General features: G+C 74.2%; 16 protein-coding genes. 9 read left to right on the top strand and 7 right to left on the bottom strand.

Going from position 1 to position 15660, the window contains the following annotated elements:
• Nucleotides 1-108 precede the first annotated feature (108 nt).
• Together DEJ43_RS04340 and DEJ43_RS04335 are read left to right on the top strand one after the other, a co-directional pair.
• Entirely contained in the window at nucleotides 109-960 is an 852-nt protein-coding gene (locus DEJ43_RS04340) for a DNA alkylation repair protein (protein ID WP_015032095.1), read from the top strand.
• A complete protein-coding gene (locus DEJ43_RS04335) occupies nucleotides 957-1802 on the top strand; it encodes a spermidine synthase (RefSeq protein ID WP_015032094.1) in 846 nt (281 codons plus the stop codon). The genes DEJ43_RS04340 and DEJ43_RS04335 overlap by 4 nt, the downstream gene beginning before the upstream one ends.
• On the opposite strand, the gene DEJ43_RS04330 is transcribed toward DEJ43_RS04335, so the two are convergent.
• Nucleotides 1764-3116, bottom strand: coding sequence for an MFS transporter (locus DEJ43_RS04330; RefSeq protein WP_015032093.1), 1353 nt, complete (start codon nucleotides 3114-3116; stop codon nucleotides 1764-1766). The genes DEJ43_RS04335 and DEJ43_RS04330 overlap by 39 nt on opposite strands.
• Nucleotides 3117-3255: 139 nt before the next feature.
• Nucleotides 3256-4416 carry a DUF8017 domain-containing protein gene (locus DEJ43_RS04325; RefSeq protein ID WP_015032092.1) on the bottom strand — a complete coding sequence of 387 codons (1161 nt, stop codon included), beginning with the start codon at nucleotides 4414-4416 and terminating at the stop codon, nucleotides 3256-3258.
• Nucleotides 4417-4523: 107 nt separating this feature from the next.
• Between DEJ43_RS04325 and DEJ43_RS04320 the strand changes: the two genes are divergently transcribed.
• Both DEJ43_RS04320 and DEJ43_RS04315 read left to right on the top strand, forming a co-directional pair.
• A complete protein-coding gene (locus tag DEJ43_RS04320) occupies nucleotides 4524-4979 on the top strand; it encodes a DUF4442 domain-containing protein (RefSeq protein ID WP_015032091.1) in 456 nt (151 codons plus the stop codon).
• Nucleotides 4980-5176: 197 nt separating this feature from the next.
• Entirely contained in the window at nucleotides 5177-5830 is a 654-nt protein-coding gene (locus DEJ43_RS04315; protein ID WP_015032090.1) for a DedA family protein, read from the top strand.
• A 98-nt stretch (nucleotides 5831-5928) separates the two neighbouring features.
• On the opposite strand, the gene DEJ43_RS04310 is transcribed toward DEJ43_RS04315, so the two are convergent.
• A complete protein-coding gene (locus DEJ43_RS04310) occupies nucleotides 5929-6456 on the bottom strand; it encodes a gamma carbonic anhydrase family protein (RefSeq protein ID WP_015032089.1) in 528 nt (175 codons plus the stop codon).
• Between the two features lie 131 nt (nucleotides 6457-6587).
• On the opposite strand from DEJ43_RS04310, the gene DEJ43_RS04305 reads away from it, so the two are divergent.
• Entirely contained in the window at nucleotides 6588-7334 is a 747-nt protein-coding gene (locus tag DEJ43_RS04305; protein ID WP_015032088.1) for an acyltransferase, read from the top strand.
• A 31-nt stretch (nucleotides 7335-7365) separates the two neighbouring features.
• Here DEJ43_RS04305 and DEJ43_RS04300 read toward each other — a convergent pair whose 3' ends face one another.
• Nucleotides 7366-8229, bottom strand: coding sequence for a DMT family transporter (locus tag DEJ43_RS04300; protein ID WP_015032087.1), 864 nt, complete (start codon nucleotides 8227-8229; stop codon nucleotides 7366-7368).
• Nucleotides 8230-8333: 104 nt separating this feature from the next.
• Between DEJ43_RS04300 and DEJ43_RS04295 the strand changes: the two genes are divergently transcribed.
• Both DEJ43_RS04295 and DEJ43_RS04290 read left to right on the top strand, forming a co-directional pair.
• Nucleotides 8334-8906, top strand: coding sequence for a helix-turn-helix domain-containing protein (locus DEJ43_RS04295; RefSeq protein WP_015032086.1), 573 nt, complete (start codon nucleotides 8334-8336; stop codon nucleotides 8904-8906).
• A gap of 95 nt (nucleotides 8907-9001) precedes the next feature.
• Entirely contained in the window at nucleotides 9002-9565 is a 564-nt protein-coding gene (locus DEJ43_RS04290; RefSeq protein ID WP_041662090.1) for a YbaK/EbsC family protein, read from the top strand.
• Between the two features lie 33 nt (nucleotides 9566-9598).
• On the opposite strand, the gene DEJ43_RS04285 is transcribed toward DEJ43_RS04290, so the two are convergent.
• The 3 genes from DEJ43_RS04285 to DEJ43_RS04275 are packed head-to-tail and all read right to left on the bottom strand — an operon-like array spanning nucleotide 9599 to nucleotide 13114.
• Nucleotides 9599-10039: a CoA-binding protein gene (locus tag DEJ43_RS04285; protein WP_051025836.1), complete on the bottom strand. Its 441-nt coding sequence runs from the start codon at nucleotides 10037-10039 to the stop codon at nucleotides 9599-9601.
• 40 nt (nucleotides 10040-10079) lie between these two features.
• Nucleotides 10080-11594: a carboxylesterase/lipase family protein gene (locus DEJ43_RS04280; protein ID WP_041662089.1), complete on the bottom strand. Its 1515-nt coding sequence runs from the start codon at nucleotides 11592-11594 to the stop codon at nucleotides 10080-10082.
• Between the two features lie 32 nt (nucleotides 11595-11626).
• Nucleotides 11627-13114 carry a long-chain-fatty-acid--CoA ligase gene (locus DEJ43_RS04275; RefSeq protein ID WP_015032082.1) on the bottom strand — a complete coding sequence of 496 codons (1488 nt, stop codon included), beginning with the start codon at nucleotides 13112-13114 and terminating at the stop codon, nucleotides 11627-11629.
• Between the two features lie 186 nt (nucleotides 13115-13300).
• Here DEJ43_RS04275 and DEJ43_RS04270 point away from each other — a divergent pair, with 186 nt between their 5' ends.
• Together DEJ43_RS04270 and DEJ43_RS04265 are read left to right on the top strand one after the other, a co-directional pair.
• Entirely contained in the window at nucleotides 13301-14818 is a 1518-nt protein-coding gene (locus tag DEJ43_RS04270) for a PucR family transcriptional regulator (protein ID WP_233447921.1), read from the top strand.
• Between the two features lie 43 nt (nucleotides 14819-14861).
• Nucleotides 14862-15488 carry a YigZ family protein gene (locus DEJ43_RS04265; protein ID WP_015032080.1) on the top strand — a complete coding sequence of 209 codons (627 nt, stop codon included), beginning with the start codon at nucleotides 14862-14864 and terminating at the stop codon, nucleotides 15486-15488.
• The last annotated feature ends 172 nt before the right edge of the window (nucleotides 15489-15660 follow it).

The following is a 15660-nucleotide window of genomic DNA, read 5'->3' as shown; positions in this document are numbered from 1 at the left end:
CCGTATGATCGCCGTAATGTGCGTCATGTCCGCCCGCACCGCCCGCTGGAGCAGGCGGGACGCGTCCGTCCGCACCGGCCCCCGGAGCGCGGGGAAGGGGAGAGCCCGATGACCGCCACGAAGCCCGCCGCCGCCCCGGAGCCCGGCCCCACCTCGGAGCCCGCCGCCGCCACGAAGCCCGCCGCCTCGAAGTCCGGCCCCGCCACGGCGCCCGACCCCGCCACGAAGCCCGCCGCCACGGCGCCCGACGTCCCCCGCAGTGCCCTCGCCGACACCGTGCTCGATCGGCTCACCACCGTCTATCCCGCCGCCGGAAACCCCTTCCGGGCGCAGGAGATGGTCGCGTACATGAAGGGCGCCGCCCCCTTCCTCGGTGTGCGCACCCCCGAGCGCCGCGCCCTGTCCCGTACCGTCCTCGAAGGGCTCCCGCGCCCCGACGAGGCGGACTGCACCGCCGTCGCGCTGCGCTGCTTCGCCCTGCCCGAGCGCGAGTACCACTACTTCGCCGTCGACTACCTGCGCCGGCACGTGAAGCGCTGCTCCTCCGGATTCCTGCCGGTCGCCCGCCACCTCGTCACCACCGACTCCTGGTGGGACACCGTCGACCACCTCGCCGCGCACGTCGTCGGCGGCCTGGTCGCCGCCGACCCCGCGCTCGCCGCCCGCATGGACGAGTGGATCGAGGACGAGGACCTGTGGGTGGCCAGGACGGCCATCCTCCACCAGCTCCGCTTCAAGGAGTCCACCGACGCCGACCGGCTCTTCGCGTACTGCCTGCGCCGCGCCGCCGACACCGACTTCTTCCTCCGCAAGGCCATCGGCTGGGGCCTGCGCGAGTACGGCAAGACCGCCCCGGCCGAGGTCCGCGCCTTCGTCGCCGCTCACGGCGGCGCGCTCTCCCCCCTCTCCGTCCGCGAGGCCCTCAAGCACCTCGGAGAGCCCGGCACAATGGGGACGTGAACGAGCACATCCCCGTCCTCCGCGAGGTCGACCAGGGCACCGCGCGCCTCATGCCCGACGTGGACCGGGAGCGGGCCTGGCTCCTGACGGTCGACGGCGCACCCCAGTCGTACGTCGACCTCGACGACCCGGCGTACCTGGAGTTCGAGTACGCGCGCCGGCTCGCCCATGTCGTCGACGGCGCCGCCGACGAGGGCGAACCGCTCGACGTCCTGCACCTGGGCGGCGGGGCGCTCTCGCTGCCCCGGTACGTCGCCGCCACCCGGCCCGGCTCGCGCCAGGACGTGGTCGAGGCCGACCTGGGGCTGCTCGCGCTCGTCGCGGAACACCTGCCGCTGCCCGAGGGCTCCGGGGTCACCGTGCACGGCGCGGACGCCCGCCGCTGGCTGGAGGAGGCTCCCGACGCCTCGGCCGACCTCGTCGTCGGCGACGTCTTCGGCGGCTCGCGCGTGCCCGCCCACCTCACGTCCGTGGAGTACGCGCGCGAGGTGCGGCGCGTGCTGCGGCCCGAAGGCCTCTACGCCGCCAACCTGGCCGACGGCACGCCCTTCGCCTTCCTCCGCTCCCAGCTGGCCACCTTCGCCACCGTCTTCCCGGAGCTGGCGCTGGTCGCCGAGCCGGCGATGCTGCGCGGCCGCCGCTTCGGGAACGCGGTCCTGGTCGCCTCGGGCCGGGAGATCGACACCGCCCATCTGGCCCGCCGGGCCGCGGCGGACGCGTTCCCCGCGCGCGTGGAGCACGGACAGACGCTGGCGCGGTTCACCGGCGCCGCGGAACCGGTCCTCGACGCCGGGGCCGTCCCGTCACCCGTTCCGCCGGACGGCGCCTTCGGCATCGGCTGAGGGGGCGGCGGCGCCGAGGGCGGTGGCGGGGGCGGACCCGGGGTCCCCGCCCGCGACCTCCTTCGTGTGCGGACGCCGCGTCAGGTTCCGTACGTCCGGCACCAGCAGGACCAGGGCGGTGACGAGCACCATCAGCGCCGCCGCGCCCCACAGCGCCTCGCTCCGGCCGAACGCGGTCTCCGCGGGGCCCGCGAGGGCCGTCGTCAGCGGCAGCAGGGCGGTCGAGCCGAACCAGTCGTAGGCCGAGACCCGGGACAGCTTCTCCTCCGGGATCTCCTGGTGCATGGCCGTCATCCACGAGACGCCGAAGACCTCGATGGCGACACCGCTGACGAACATCGCCGCCGTGAGCCCCACCGCGTCGAGCGGTACGGCGAGCGCCGCCGACGGCAGCGCGATCGGGAAGACGCAGAGCGTGCCGACGAACAGCATCCGGCGCGGCTTCCACCGGGTCATCAGGACGGCGCCCGCGACCGTTCCCACGCCGTACGCGGCGAGCGCGATGCCCCAGGGGCGCGCGCCGCCCAGTTCGGCCCGGGCGACCAGCGGCCCGTACACCGACTCGACGGCGCCGATCAGACCGACCACCACGGAGAACTGGGCGACGATCGACCACAGCCACGGCCGGCCGACGAACTCCTGCCAGCCTTCCTTCAGATCGGCGAGCAGACCGCCGCCCGGCCCGCGCTCGGGGATGCCGCTCACGTCCAGGAAGGCGCGCAGCCCGCCCGCGACGGCGAAGGCCACGGCGTCGATCAGCAGGACCCAGCCGGGCCCGACGAAGGCGACGAGGGCGCCGCCGAGCGCCGCGCCGCCGATGGAGGCGCCGTGCATCGCCATCCGGTACACGGCGAAGGCGCGGCTCGCCTGCTCGCCGGTGACGCTGGACATCAGCATGCCCTCGGCCGCCGGGTTGAAGAAGGCCTGGCCGGTGCCGCAGAGCGCGGTGAGCACCATCATCTGCCAGATCTGGGCCGTACCGGCGAGGACGAGGGCGGCGAAGACGGCCTGCGAGACGCAGTTGAGGACGTTGGCGGCGACCATCACCCGGTGCCGGGGCACCCGGTCGGCGACGGCGCCGCCGATGAGCAGGAAGAGGACGAGCGGCAGGAAGCGCGCCATCGCCACGAGCCCCACGTCGCCGGCGTCACCGCCGGACTCGAACACCGCCCAGGTGGTGGCGATGAGCGCACCGTGCGTGCCGAGGTTGGTCACGATGGTGGCGGCGGTGAGCAGCAGGTAGTTGCGCCCGGCCCACTCGGGGCGGCGGGAGCCGAGCGGTGGGCGCGAGGGGGGCGCGGCGGGATTGTTCACCCCGGGACTATCCCTGGCGGGCCGCCAGGATGCCAACCCGATATCCGGAGGAGTCCGTCCGGGGGGCCGGACCGGGCCGGAACGCCGCACGGGGCCCGGGCCGGATCGGCCCGGACCCCGTGCGGCGCGGAGCGTCGGGTCAGCTCGCCGACGTCAGGCGGACCGTCGAGAGGATCTGGCGGATGGTGGTGTCCGGCAGCTCGTCCTTGACGCCGTCGGCCCCGTAGAGCACCCAGGTGGTGAAGTCGCCCTTGGCGTTCTTGAAGGTGAAGGCGATCGACTTGCCGTCGGACTCGCACTTGTTGCGCTTCTTGACGCCCGGCGCCGTGGCGGTCGAGACGTGGCCGGTGAGACCGGACTTGGTCTTGTACGGCTCGGGCTTGCTGATCTTGATGGTGCTCTGCGGCATGTGCTGGGCGTAGCCGCCCCACACCCACGTACCGGCCTCGCTGCGGGAGGCGTCCGCGGTGTTCTTGGCGCCCTGGCCGCCCTTGGTGCCGGCGGTGCTCAGGCCCCAGGTCTCGTTGGTGCCGTTCTTGTCGGTGTCGTACGTGCACCACTCGCCCTTGAGCCGGGTGGGGCCCGACATGGTCACGAGGGGGCTGCCGTCGCCCTTCTTCTCGTCCTCGAAGTAGGTGATGAGACCCGGCTTCAGGACCTCCCACTCCGGCGGGACGTCGAAGAGCGTGCCGTACTTCGGGTTGTAGACGACCTTCCAGCCGGGGATGGTCGGCTGCTGGGCGGCGCCGTCGCGCGGGTTGTCGAGCCCGGACGTGCTCGGCTCGGGGGACGGGACCGTCGACGGGTCGGTCGACGGCGCCGACGACACGGGCGCGGAGGGCTTCTTGTCGTCGGCCTTCGGGGTGGTGTCGTCGTCCTTGCCGAGCACCAGGAAGCCGGTGACACCGGCGGCGACGACCACGGCGGTCGCGGCGACGATCGCGATGAGCGTCGTCTTCTTCTTCCCGCCGTCGGGGCCGCCGGGCTGACCCGGGCCGGGCACCGCGTACTGCTGCGGAACGGTCGGCTGCTGGTACGGGTTCGGCTGGCCGTAGCCGGGCTGCTGGCCGTACCCCTGCTGCGGGTAGCCGGGCGGCGTGGGCGGCTGCTGGCCGTATCCCGGCTGTGTGGGCGGCTGTTGCGGGTAGCCGGGCTGTGTCGGCGGCTGCTGCGGGTACCCGGGCTGGGCAGGCGGCTGCTGATACGGGTTCGGCTGCTGGTACCCCGACTGCTGGTAGGGGTTCTGACTCTGGTCCTGCGGGTTCTGCTCGCCCCCGGGCGGCTGCTGTCCTGGCCACATGGCCAGTAACCATAGAGGTGCGCGGGCGCCGCGACCACGCCCGCCCCCGCACGGCGCGCGCCCCGGGGGATGGCCAAGGCTGCTACTCGTGGGTAACATCACGGTCCATGAGCGCAGACCAGATGTCCGTCGGCGAGATGCTCGCCGCCACGGTCCCCATGGCCGGAACCCTGAACCTCGAGTTCCTGGAGACCACCGCCGAGCGCGCCGTCGTGCGCCTGCCGGACCAGCCCGCCTACCACAACCACGTCGGCGGCCCGCACGCCGGAGCGATGTTCACCCTCGCCGAGTCCGCCAGCGGCGCCATCGTGCTCGCCGCCTTCGGCGACCAGCTGAGCCGCGCCGTGCCGCTCGCCGTCAAGGCCGAGATCGGCTACAAGAAGCTCGCCATGGGCGCCGTCACGGCCACCGCCACCCTCGGCCGCCCGGCCGCCGAGGTCGTCGCCGAGCTCGACGCCGGCCAGCGGCCCGAGTTCCCGGTCCGCATCGACATCACCCGTGAGGACGGCGCCGTGACCGGCGAGATGACCGTCGTCTGGACCCTGCGCCCCAACGCCGCCTGACCAGCGGCGTCGCGCAGCGCCCCCGCACCCCCTCAGGGGCGCGGGGGCGCGCCCGTTCCCGGCGGGGACGGCGTCCGCCGGTCCGGACCGACCGGGGTAGGCTGCCTCGGCGTGCCCCGTCGCGGTGCGCGCCGGCGCCACGGCCCCCGACCACGGGCCCGGGCGCGGCACGGCAGTCGAAACGGGAGGAAGCCGCGGTGCACGTCCAGGAGTGGCTGGAGACGATCCCCGCGATCGCCGTCTACGTCCTCGTGGGGGTGGTGATCGGGCTGGAGAGCCTGGGCATCCCGCTCCCCGGGGAGATCGTGCTCGTGAGCTCGGCGCTGCTCGCCTCGCAGCACGGCGACATCAATCCGTACGTGCTCGGCGCCTGCGCCACCGCCGGCGCGATCATCGGCGACTCGATCGGCTACGCCATCGGCCGCAAGGGCGGACGGCCGCTGCTCGCCTGGCTGGGCAGGAAGTTCCCCAAGCACTTCAGCGAGGCGAACATCGGGCTCGCCGAGCGCTCCTTCCAGAAGTGGGGCATGTGGGCGGTCTTCTTCGGCCGCTTCATCGCCCTGCTCCGCATCTTCGCCGGGCCGCTCGCGGGCGTGCTCCACATGCCGTACTGGAAGTTCCTCATCGCCAACGTCTTCGGCGGCATCCTGTGGGCCGGCGGTACGACGGCCGTCATCTACTCGGTCGGGATCGTCGCCGAGGCCTGGCTCAAGCGCTTCTCGTGGCTCGGCCTCGTCCTCGCCGTGCTCATCGGCGTCGCCTCGATGCTGATCATCAAGAACCGCGCCAAGAAGGCCGCCGCGGAGCGCCCCGCGGCCACCGACCCGGAGCCCGCCGCGATCGCGGACTGACGTCGGGCCGTACGCGTACGGAGAGGAGGGCGGCACCCGTCACGGGCGCCGCCCTCCTCCGCGTACGGGGGTACGCGTGTGCGCGCGTACGTCCGGGCTCAGTCCTCGAAGGCCTCGGCGTGGCCCTTGGCGAGCAGCAGGTACATCTCGGCGTTGAGCTGGATGCCCGCCTTCTCCTCCTCCGTCAGCGGGCGGCGCACCTTCGCCGGGACGCCCGCGACGAGCGAGCCCGGCGGGATCTCCATCCCCTGCGGTACCAGCGCCTGCGCGGCGACCAGGGAACCGGCGCCGATCCGCGCGCCGTTGAGGATCGTCGCGCCCATGCCGACCAGCACGTCGTCCTCGATGACGCAGCCGTGCACGGTCGCGTTGTGGCCGACGGTCACCCGGTCTCCGATCGAGACGGGGAAGCCGGGGTCGACGTGGACCGTGCAGTTGTCCTGGACGTTGGAGTCCTCGCCGACCGTGATGGGGCCGCAGTCCGCCCGCAGCACCGCGTGGTACCAGATGCTGGCGCGGGCGCTCAGGGTCACCTCGCCGAGCACCACGGAGGTCGGGGCGGTGAAAGCGGTCGGGTCGATCGACGGCTCCTTGCCGCCCACGCCCTTGATCAACGCCTCTGTCATCGTTCGCTCCTGATCGTCAGCCGTCGTGTCACGCCCGGGGTCGCCCCCGGCCGCAGCCTATGCCGTGCTCATGACGGACATCACAGCGCACCGCACTGATCAGGCACGACGGCGCCGACTACGGTGTCCGGGTGCCCAGGAACAGAAACACGTTCTCCTCCCTCGCCGCCTGGCGGCGCAGGGTCCTCGCCCGCGCGGTGCAGGGCGGCTGGCGCTGGGCACAGGAGGCCGGCTCCGTCACCGCCGAGCAGCCGGGGAGGCTGCGCTTCCGCCGGCTCGGCGCGGGCACCCGGCTGGCGTTCCCCCAGGGCACGGTCTTCGGCGAGCGGTGGATCGAGATCGGCGAGTGCTGCATCGTCGCCGAGCAGGTCACGCTGACGGCCGGGATGCTGCCGGGCCTCGACCTCGGCGAGGACACGGTCCTCACGCTCGGCGACGGGGTGGTCCTCGGCCGGGGCAGCCATGTGATCGCCGACGCGAAGGTGACGATCGGCTCCGACACGTACTGCGGCCCGTACGTCTACATCACCTCGACCAACCACAGTTACGACGACCCGGACGAGCCGGTCGGCCGCCAGTGGCCCCGCTCGGCGCCGGTCGCCATCGGCCCCGGCTGCTGGCTGGGCACGGGCGCGGTGATCCTGCCCGGCGCCCGCCTGGGACGGAACGTGGTCGTCGCGGCGGGCGCGGTGGTGCGGGGTGAGGTGCCGGACCACTCGGTGGTCGCCGGCGCCCCGGCCAGGGTCGTGCGCAGCTGGGACCCGGACAAGGGCTGGCAGCCTCCGCTGCGCACCCCGCCGCCGGTCCCGATCCCGGCCCACGTGACGTCGGAACAGCTCGCGGCGCTCGCCAAGTGGGAGGTCGAGCAGGCGCGCTAGCGTCTGCCCGCGGCAATCGCGGCGGCAGGTGCTAGCCCGTCGCGAGCAGGACCGTGCCCACCAGGGCGAGGCCCGCGCCCGCCGCCTGGATCGCGCGGAGGCGTTCCTTGAGGACGCCGTAGGCGGCGAGGGCGGTGACCACCGGGTAGAGGCTGGCCAGGACGGCGGCGACGGTGACCGGGCCCTGCTGGGCGGCGATCGCGTACGTGCCGTTCGCCGCGACGTCGGCGAGGCCGACGAAGGCGAGGGCCGGGAGGGCCGCGCGGATCACCCGGGGGCCGCCCTCGGGGAGGGCCGTGCCGCCGCGCTTCACCGAGGCGAACAGGGCGGCGCCGCCGACCAGGACATTGGTGACCCGCTGGACGAACAGGGCGAGGAACAGTCCGGTGACCGTCGTCGAGGCCTCGGCGATCAGCGCCATCACCGAGCCGAAGCCGAAGGCCGCGACCAGCGTGAGCAGGACCGCCTGGCGCTGGACGGGCGCTCCGCGCAGCTCCGGCCCGCCGGCCAGGACCACGCCCAGGATCGCCACGCCGATGCCGGCGAACTGGACGAGTCCGGGCCGGTCGCCGACGAGGAGGCCGACCGAGACGGGGACGACGACGCCGAGCGAGCCGAGCGGCGAGACCACGCCCATGGGGCCGAGAGCGAGCGCCTTGTAGAAGGCGAGCATCGCCGCCGGGCCGACGACGCCGGCCCCGACCGCGTACCAGAGCTGGGGGCCCGCCTCGCTCCAGGCGCCGGTGGTCAGGACGACGGTGCCGAGGACGAGCACCGCGAGGAGCTGGGAGACCACGACGACCGTGAGTGCCGGGATGCGGCGGGTGAGGAGCCCGCCGCCGAAGTCGGCGAGGCCCCACAGAAGGCTGGTGGCCAGGGCGAACAGGGCGGTCATGGGTCCTCGCAGTCGCGGACGGCAGTACAGTGCAGTGAACAATCGGGTGCACCCCACCGTAGTTCAGTTCATTGAACTCTGTCATCCAAAATATTGGACGGAATGTGTCGGACCTCGATCAGCTCACGCAGTCGCTCGCCCGGAACCTCAAGCGCTGGCGCAAGGAGCGGGGACTCACCCTGGACGCCCTCGCCGCACGGGCGGGCGTCAGCCGCGGCATGATCATCCAGATCGAGCAGGCCCGGACGAACCCCAGCGTCGGCACCACCGTGAAGCTCGCCGACGCCCTCGGCGTCTCCATCACGACCCTGCTCGACTACGAACAGGGCCCCCAGGTCCGGATCGTCCCGCCCGACCAGGCCGTCCGCATGTGGTCCACTTCCACCGGCAGCCACACCACCCTCCTCGTCGGCACCGAGGCACGTGGTCCCCTGGAGCTGTGGTCCTGGACCCTCATGCCCGGCGACGGCAGCGCCTCGGACCCGCACCCCGACGGCACGGTCGAGCTGCTGAACGTCACCGCGGGTGTGCTCACCCTGGTCGTCGACGGAGCCGAGCACGTCCTGCCGGCCGGTACCTCCGCCGTCTTCGAGGCCAACTCGGCCCACGCCTACCGCAACGACGGCGACGAGCCCGCAGAGATGACGATGGCCGTCTCCATCCCGCCCGTACGCTGACCGCCCGTCACGCCGGGCCGCCCGTACGCCGACCGACCGCCCGTACGCTGAGACGGGCGGTCACGGCTCCGGCGCCGGTTGTTAGCGTGCGGCCCATGCGTGCACCCATCGGAAACTTCGACCAGGCCCGTCCCGCCGCCGACTGCCTCGACCTGCTGACCGGCCCCGTCGCCGCCGCCGTCCGTGCCTGGACCGGCCCCGTACCGGCCGAGCAGCTGCTGTTCGTCGACACCGACCCGGACCTCGCCGACACCGCCGTCTTCCTGGAGCACTACGGGCCCGCGCTCCTCGACCAGTCCGCGAACTGCGTGGTCGTCGCGGGCAAGCGCGGCGAGACGACGACCCTGGCCGCGTGCGTCGTGAAGTCGGCGACCCGGGTCGACGTCAACGGGGTCGTACGCAAGCACCTCGGCGCCCGCAAGGCCTCGTTCGCCCCGATGGACACCGCGACGGGCGAGACCGGCATGGAGTACGGCGGCATCACCCCCGTCGGCCTCCCCGCCGCCTGGCCGCTGCTCGTCGACGCCGCCGTGGCCGACACCGAGTGGGTCCTGATCGGCAGCGGCCGGCGGCGCGGCAAACTGATCGTCCCGGGCAAGGCCTTCGGCCAACTGCCCGGCGCCGTCGTCCTGGAGGGCCTCGGCGTCCCCGTCGGCTGACGGCCCGCGCGGGCGGGATCAGCTCAGGCGGGATCAGCCCAGGCGGGGGATCTCGATGGCGGGGCAGCGGTCCATGACCATGTCCAGGCCCGCCGCGCGGGTCCGGGCGAAGGCCTCGTCGTCGATCACGTCCAGCTGGAACCAGACGGCCTTCGCGCCGACCGCCACGGCCTCGTCGGCGATCCCGCCCGCCTGCTCGCTGTTGACGAACACGTCGACGACGTCGATCGGGAAGGGGATGTCGGCCAGGGAGGCGTAACCCTGCTCGCCGTGGACGGTCTCCGCCTTCGGGTGGACCGGCACGATCCGCTTCCCGAAGCGCTGGAGGACGGCCGCCACCCCGTACGCCGCCCGGGACCGGTTCGAGGACAGCCCCACGACCGCCCAGGTGTCACCGGTGGACGTGAGGATCCGCCGTACCGTCTCCTCCGCCGAGTACCCGGTCGGCTCCGTGGTCGTGGTGTCTACGCTCATCGCTTGCGCTGCCTCTCCTCGGCGTGGCCCTTCGTCCACGTCAACGGGCCGCCCGGCGCCGTGATTCCCGCCCCCTGCCCCCGCCTTCCCAGGCGCGCCGTTCGGCCTCCCGCGGGGCCTCCACCAGGGACGGCAGGCCCGGGCCGAAGGTCATCACCGGCCGCGCCGGATCCCACGACCGCCAGCCCGGGTCGCCCGTCCCGGCGAAGGACACCCAGGCCGCGTGCATCGCCGCCGCCAGCTCGCGCGGCGCGTCGGGACCCGTCAGGGCCCGGCTCTCCGGAAGGTCCAGGGTGTCGAAGACGAAGCCGAGTTCGAGCGCGTGGCAGGCGCCCAGACCGAGCACGGGGGAGCGCCAGCCGAACTCGTACAGGTAGGTCCCCGCACCGCCGCCGGCGCGCAGTCTGGCGTCCGCGAGGTCGTTCAGCGGGACCCGCAGCAGCTTGTCCGTGGCCAGCGCGCCCAGGACCTCGCCCGGCTTCTCCCGCCGACGGCCCGCCCGGTACACCCGGGCCGTGCGGGACGGCACCTTCGTCTTCCACAGCAGCAGCCGCTGGAGCACCGGACCCACCCGGTCGGCGGTCCCGCCCGGCACGAACCACAGCCGGTACTCCTCGGTGGTCGTGCCCATCAGCAGGTCCACCTCGGCCGAGGCGCCGTCCGCGAGCGCCTCCGCCGGGTCGCGGGGCACCACCTCGCCGTCCACGGCGATCTGGAAGGAGTGCCCACCGGTCAGCGGCGAGCCCTTGCCGGTGACCGCCGTCTGCGCCGCGAGGAGCTCCTCCCGGTCCACGCGCGCGAAAGCCTCGGCCGTGGCGGGCACCTTCAGCCGGGCCGCCACCGCCTGCGTGGTCCGGCGGGCCGTGGCGGGCGGCTGGGCCAGCGGCGCGCCGCTCTGCACCACGGCGCGCCGGAACAGCCCCTTCGCGAGCGGCGAGGCGAGCAGCGCGGCGATCGAGATCGCGCCCGCCGACTCACCGAACACGGTCACCCGCTCCGGGTCCCCGCCGAAGGCCGCGATGTTGTCCCGTACCCAGGTCAGCGCGGCGATCTGGTCGCGCAGGCCGAGGTTGGCGGGGGCGTCGGGGAAGACCCCGAAGCCCTCGATGCCGAGCCGGTAGTTGACGGAGACGAGGACGACGCCGTCCCGGGCGAACGCGGTGCCGTCGTAGACCGGCACCGCCGAGGAGCCGCGGATCAGCGAACCGCCGTGGATCCAGACCATGACCGGCCGACCGCCGCGCTCCGTCGCGGACCGCGGCCCGGCGCCCCATGGCGCCCACACGTTCAGGTTCAGGCAGTCGTCGCCCGGGATCTCGGGATCGGGGAGGAGCGCGTCGAGCGGCGGGGCGTACGGCCGCTTCGGCGCCGTCGGACCGAACGCCGTGGCCTCCCGCACCCCGTCCCACGGCTCGACCGCCTCCGGCGCGCGGAACCGCAGCGCGCCCACCGGGGGCCGCGCGTAGGGCACACCCAGGAAGGCCGCCACGCCGTCCCGGGAGGAGCCGCGCAGGGCTCCGCACCCGATCAGTACCTCGGGTCCTCGCTCCGCCATCGTCGCCACCCTTCCTCCGGTACGCCGCCGGCTCAGGCCCGCGCCACGAGCGCGCGCTTCAGGACCTTGCCGGTGGGCCCGAGCGGCAGCTCGTCCACGAAGCGCACGATCCGCGGGTACTTGTGGCGGCCCAGCCGCTCCCGCGACCAGTCGACCAGCTCCTCCTCGGAGAGCGGAGCCGCGCCCTCCCTGCGTACCACCACCGCGCACACCTCCTCGCCCTTCGAGTCGTCGGGGACGCCGATCACCGCGACCTCCGAGACCGAGGGATGCCGCACCAGCACCTCCTCGACCTCGCGCGGATAGATGTTGAAGCCGCCCCGGATGACCAGGTCCTTCTTCCGGTCCACGATCCTCAGGAAGCCGTCCTCGTCCCGTACTCCGAGGTCACCCGTGCGGAACCAGCCGTCCACGACCGCCGCCGCCGTCGCCCCCGGGTCGTCGAGGTAGCCGGCGAAGACGTTGTGCCCGCGGACCACGACCTCCCCGGTCTCGCCGTCCCCGAGCAGCCGGATCTCGCCGTCCACGGCCGCGTCCGCGATGCCCACCTCGACCCCCCAGACGGGGTGCCCGACCGTGCCGGGCCTGCGGCCGATGTGCGGCTGGTTGAAGGTCGCGACCGGCGAGGTCTCCGTCAGCCCGTAGCCCTCGAGGACCTGGGTGCGGAAGGTGTCCTCGAAGCGTTCGAGGACCGCGACCGGCAGCGCCGCGCCGCCCGACACGGCGGCGCGCAGGGCGGCCGGGCGGACGTCGGAGACCGCCGCAGCCTCCACCAGGGCGTGGTACATCGTGGGCACGCCCATGAAGACCGTCACGCCCTCGTCGGCGAGCACCGTCAGGGCCGCGGGCCCGCTGAACCGGGGCATCAGCACGAGGGTCGCGCCCTGTCGCAGCGTCCCGTTCATGGCGCAGGTCTGGCCGTAGCTGTGGAAGAGCGGCAGACAGCCGAGGACCACGTCGCCGGCGCCGAGGCCGAGCAGGTCCTGCGAGGTCACCGAGGCGTTCATGACGATGTTGAGGTGGGTGAGCAGCGCCCCCTTCGGGCGGCCGGTCGTCCCGCTCGTGTAGAGGATCACCGCCGTGTCCGAGGGCGCGGCGGGTCGGGCCGAGGCCAGCGGCTCCGGCGCGGTGGGCGCGCCCTGGAAGGCGCGCACGCCGGCGGCCCGCGCCGCCTCGTCGGCGACCGCCCACAGCGGCCCGCCGCTGACGATGCCGACCGCGCCGCTGTGCTCCAGGACGTACCGCACCTCGTCGGCGACGAGCAGCGCGTGCACGGGCACCACGGTCGCGCCCGCCGCGAGGGCCCCGTAGTAGACCTTGAGGAACTCGATCGTGTTCGGCAGCAGGACGGCGAGCCGGTCGCCCGGCTTCACCCCCGCGTCCCGCAGCCCGGCGGCACAGCGCAGCGCCTCCGTCCACAGCTCCGCGTAGGTGAGCCGGGTGCCGCCCTCGACGACCGCGATTCGGTCGGGGAAGTGGCGGGCGGACTCGCCGAGGACGCCGGCGACGCTCAAAGACATGGCACGCTCCAGGGACGCGGAGTCAACAGCTCTGTTGACGATCGGTGACACGGCACAGAATCCGCCGCGAACCGGGCCGGGCGCCATGTGCGACTGCCCACCATGTGGCCCGCCGAACTGGGCAGCGGCCCCGCCGGACGGGCCGACCCGTGGCAATCGCCAAATCCCGGCGCTACGGTGCCAGCCATGACGCACAGCTCGGACGCACCCGGCGAGCCCCCGAGGGCCCGCTCCGGCGCGGGCCGCCTCCCCGGCACCGGCCGTCCCGCGGGCTCCGGGGGCCCGGGTGCCGGTGTCCCCGGTGCCGGTGCCGGTGTCCCGGGTTCCGGTGTCCCGGGCGGAGCCCGTACCTCACACGGCGGCTCCGGCGGAGCCCGTACGCCGCACTCCGGCGGCTCCGGCGCCGCCCACACCCCGCTCAGCGGCTCCGGCGCGCTCCGCCGCGCCCTCGCCACGGCGATGCTCGCCGACATCGACCGGCTCACCGACCGCGCCGTCGACGACATCCGCGCCCACTCCGGCACGTACGCCTCCGGCGCCCCCGTCACCCGCGAGGACCTCTGGGAGATCTGCCGCGACAACCTGCTGCGCGCCCTGGAGGACTTCGGCGGCCTCGCCGCGACCGGCGGCGACTTCGAGTGGGCGGCCCGGGAGACCGGCCGCCGCCGCGCCGAGCAGGGGGTGCCGCTGGACACCGTGCTCCAGGCCTACCGGCGCGGCGGGCGGGTCCTGTGGCAGGTCATGGCCGAGCACCTGCGGGTCCGGGCGGGCCGGGAGTCCGACAGCCGGGACATCGAGCTCGACATGGCGAGCGGGGTCTGGGAGACCATCGACCGCTACTCGGTTGCCATGGCCGACGCGTACCGGATCGCCCAGCTGGAGCTCCAGAGCCGCCAGGACACCCGGCGGGTCGCCCTCTTCGAGGCCCTGCTCGACGGCCGGGCCGACGACCCCGCCGTCGCCTCGGCCGCCGCGGCCGCGCTCGGCGTCCCGCCGGTCGACCGGTACGTCGTCGTGGTCGCCGCCCAGGACCCGGCGGCCCCGCCGCACCTCTCGCCCGTCCTGGAGACCCAGGGCATGTGGTCGTACTGGCGGCCCCGCTCCGGCCGGTACGCGGGCATCGTCCGGCTGCCCCGCAGGGACGGTCCCGCCGGGCGGGCGGCGGCCCGGGCGGGCGGCGGCACCGACCGGGCCGTCCGCGCGCTCCTCGCGGCCCTGCGCGAGCGGACCGGGGCCACCGCGGGGGTTTCCCCGGAGTTCGAGCGGCTGTCGCAGGCCGGACGCGCCCTGCGGCTCGCCGAGCAGACCCTGCGCACCCTCACCGTGGGCAGCGGTGAGGTCGCCGTCTTCGACGACCGCCTCGCCCAGGTGCTGCTCAGCGGGCGCACCGACATCGCCGAGCGGATCGTCACCGTCCACCTCGGCCCGGTGCTGGCGACCGGCGGTGAACGGGCCGCGCTCCTCACCACCCTCCGAGCCTGGCTCGACCACGGGTGTTCGGCCTCCCGGGCCGCCGACCAGCTCTACTGCCACCGCAACACCGTCCTCAACCGCATCGGCCGCATCGCCGAGCTCACCGGCCGCTCCAGCGAGTCCGGCGAGGCGCGCCTCGGCTGGGCCCTGGCCCTGCGCGCCCTGCCGTACGCCGGACTCGCCACCGCACCCGAACCCGCCACGGGGGACCGGCAGGCGGACGCCCCCTAGGGGGTGTCAGGAGGCGGTCCGAGGCGGAACGTAGGCTGGCCGGATGCAGGAGCAGTACCGCACCGTGGCCCGCGAGGGCGTGCACGAGTCCGAGATCAACCGCTCGCGCTTCCTCTGCGCGCTCGCGCCCGTCGCCGACGAGCGGGAGGCGCAGGAGTTCGTCGCACGCGTCCGCAAGGAGCACCCGACCGCCAGCCACAACTGCTTCTCCTACGTCCTCGGCGCCGACGCCTCCGTCCAGAAGGCCAGCGACGACGGCGAACCCGGCGGCACGGCCGGCGTCCCCATGCTCCAGATGCTGCTGCGCCGTGAGATGCGGTACGTCGTCGCCGTCGTCACCCGCTACTACGGCGGCGTGAAGCTCGGCGCGGGCGGGCTCATCCGCGCGTACGGCGGCGTCGTGGGCGAGGCGCTCGACGCGCTCGGCACGGTGACCCGGCAGCGTTTCCGGCTCGCCACCGTCACGGTCGACCACCAGCGAGCGGGCAAGCTGGAGAACGATCTGCGGGCCACCGGGCGCGCCGTCCGTGACGTGCGCTACGCCGACGCCGTCACCATCGAGATCGGCCTCCCGGACGGGGACGTGCCCGCCTTCCGCGCCTGGCTCGCCGACGTCACCGCGGGCACCGCCTCGTTCGAACCGGGCGGAGAGGCGTACGGGGACGTCTGACGCCTCCCGGCCGGACGGGCGACCCCTGGGGGGCCTCCGGGTCGGTCCACCGCTCCGGGGCCTTCGGCTCGGGTGATCCCTACGGGGCCTCCGCTCGGGCGGCCCCTCCGAGGCCTCCGGCCGTCCCTCCCGTACGGCCCCGACCACACCTCCCGGCGGGATAGCGTGGTGG

This window comes from Streptomyces venezuelae ATCC 10712 (genome assembly GCF_008639165.1).
Taxonomy (GTDB): Bacteria; Actinomycetota; Actinomycetes; order Streptomycetales; family Streptomycetaceae; genus Streptomyces; species Streptomyces venezuelae.
This window is presented reverse-complemented; position numbering and strand designations above follow the sequence as displayed.

Bases quoted from the DNA above. Each gene is read 5' to 3' on its own strand.
- DEJ43_RS04270 (WP_233447921.1), top strand. From the start codon at position 13,301: ATGACGCACAGCTCGGACGCACCCGGCGAGCCCCCGAGGGCCCGCTCC.
- DEJ43_RS04290 (WP_041662090.1), top strand. From the start codon at position 9,002: ATGCGTGCACCCATCGGAAACTTCGACCAGGCCCGTCCCGCCGCCGAC.
- DEJ43_RS04265 (WP_015032080.1), top strand. From the start codon at position 14,862: ATGCAGGAGCAGTACCGCACCGTGGCCCGCGAGGGCGTGCACGAGTCC.
- DEJ43_RS04320 (WP_015032091.1), top strand. From the start codon at position 4,524: ATGAGCGCAGACCAGATGTCCGTCGGCGAGATGCTCGCCGCCACGGTC.
- DEJ43_RS04280 (WP_041662089.1), bottom strand. From the start codon at position 11,594: ATGGCGGAGCGAGGACCCGAGGTACTGATCGGGTGCGGAGCCCTGCGC.
- DEJ43_RS04310 (WP_015032089.1), bottom strand. From the start codon at position 6,456: ATGACAGAGGCGTTGATCAAGGGCGTGGGCGGCAAGGAGCCGTCGATC.
- DEJ43_RS04300 (WP_015032087.1), bottom strand. From the start codon at position 8,229: ATGACCGCCCTGTTCGCCCTGGCCACCAGCCTTCTGTGGGGCCTCGCC.
- DEJ43_RS04285 (WP_051025836.1), bottom strand. From the start codon at position 10,039: ATGAGCGTAGACACCACGACCACGGAGCCGACCGGGTACTCGGCGGAG.
- DEJ43_RS04340 (WP_015032095.1), top strand. From the start codon at position 109: ATGACCGCCACGAAGCCCGCCGCCGCCCCGGAGCCCGGCCCCACCTCG.
- DEJ43_RS04325 (WP_015032092.1), bottom strand. From the start codon at position 4,416: ATGTGGCCAGGACAGCAGCCGCCCGGGGGCGAGCAGAACCCGCAGGAC.
- DEJ43_RS04275 (WP_015032082.1), bottom strand. From the start codon at position 13,114: ATGTCTTTGAGCGTCGCCGGCGTCCTCGGCGAGTCCGCCCGCCACTTC.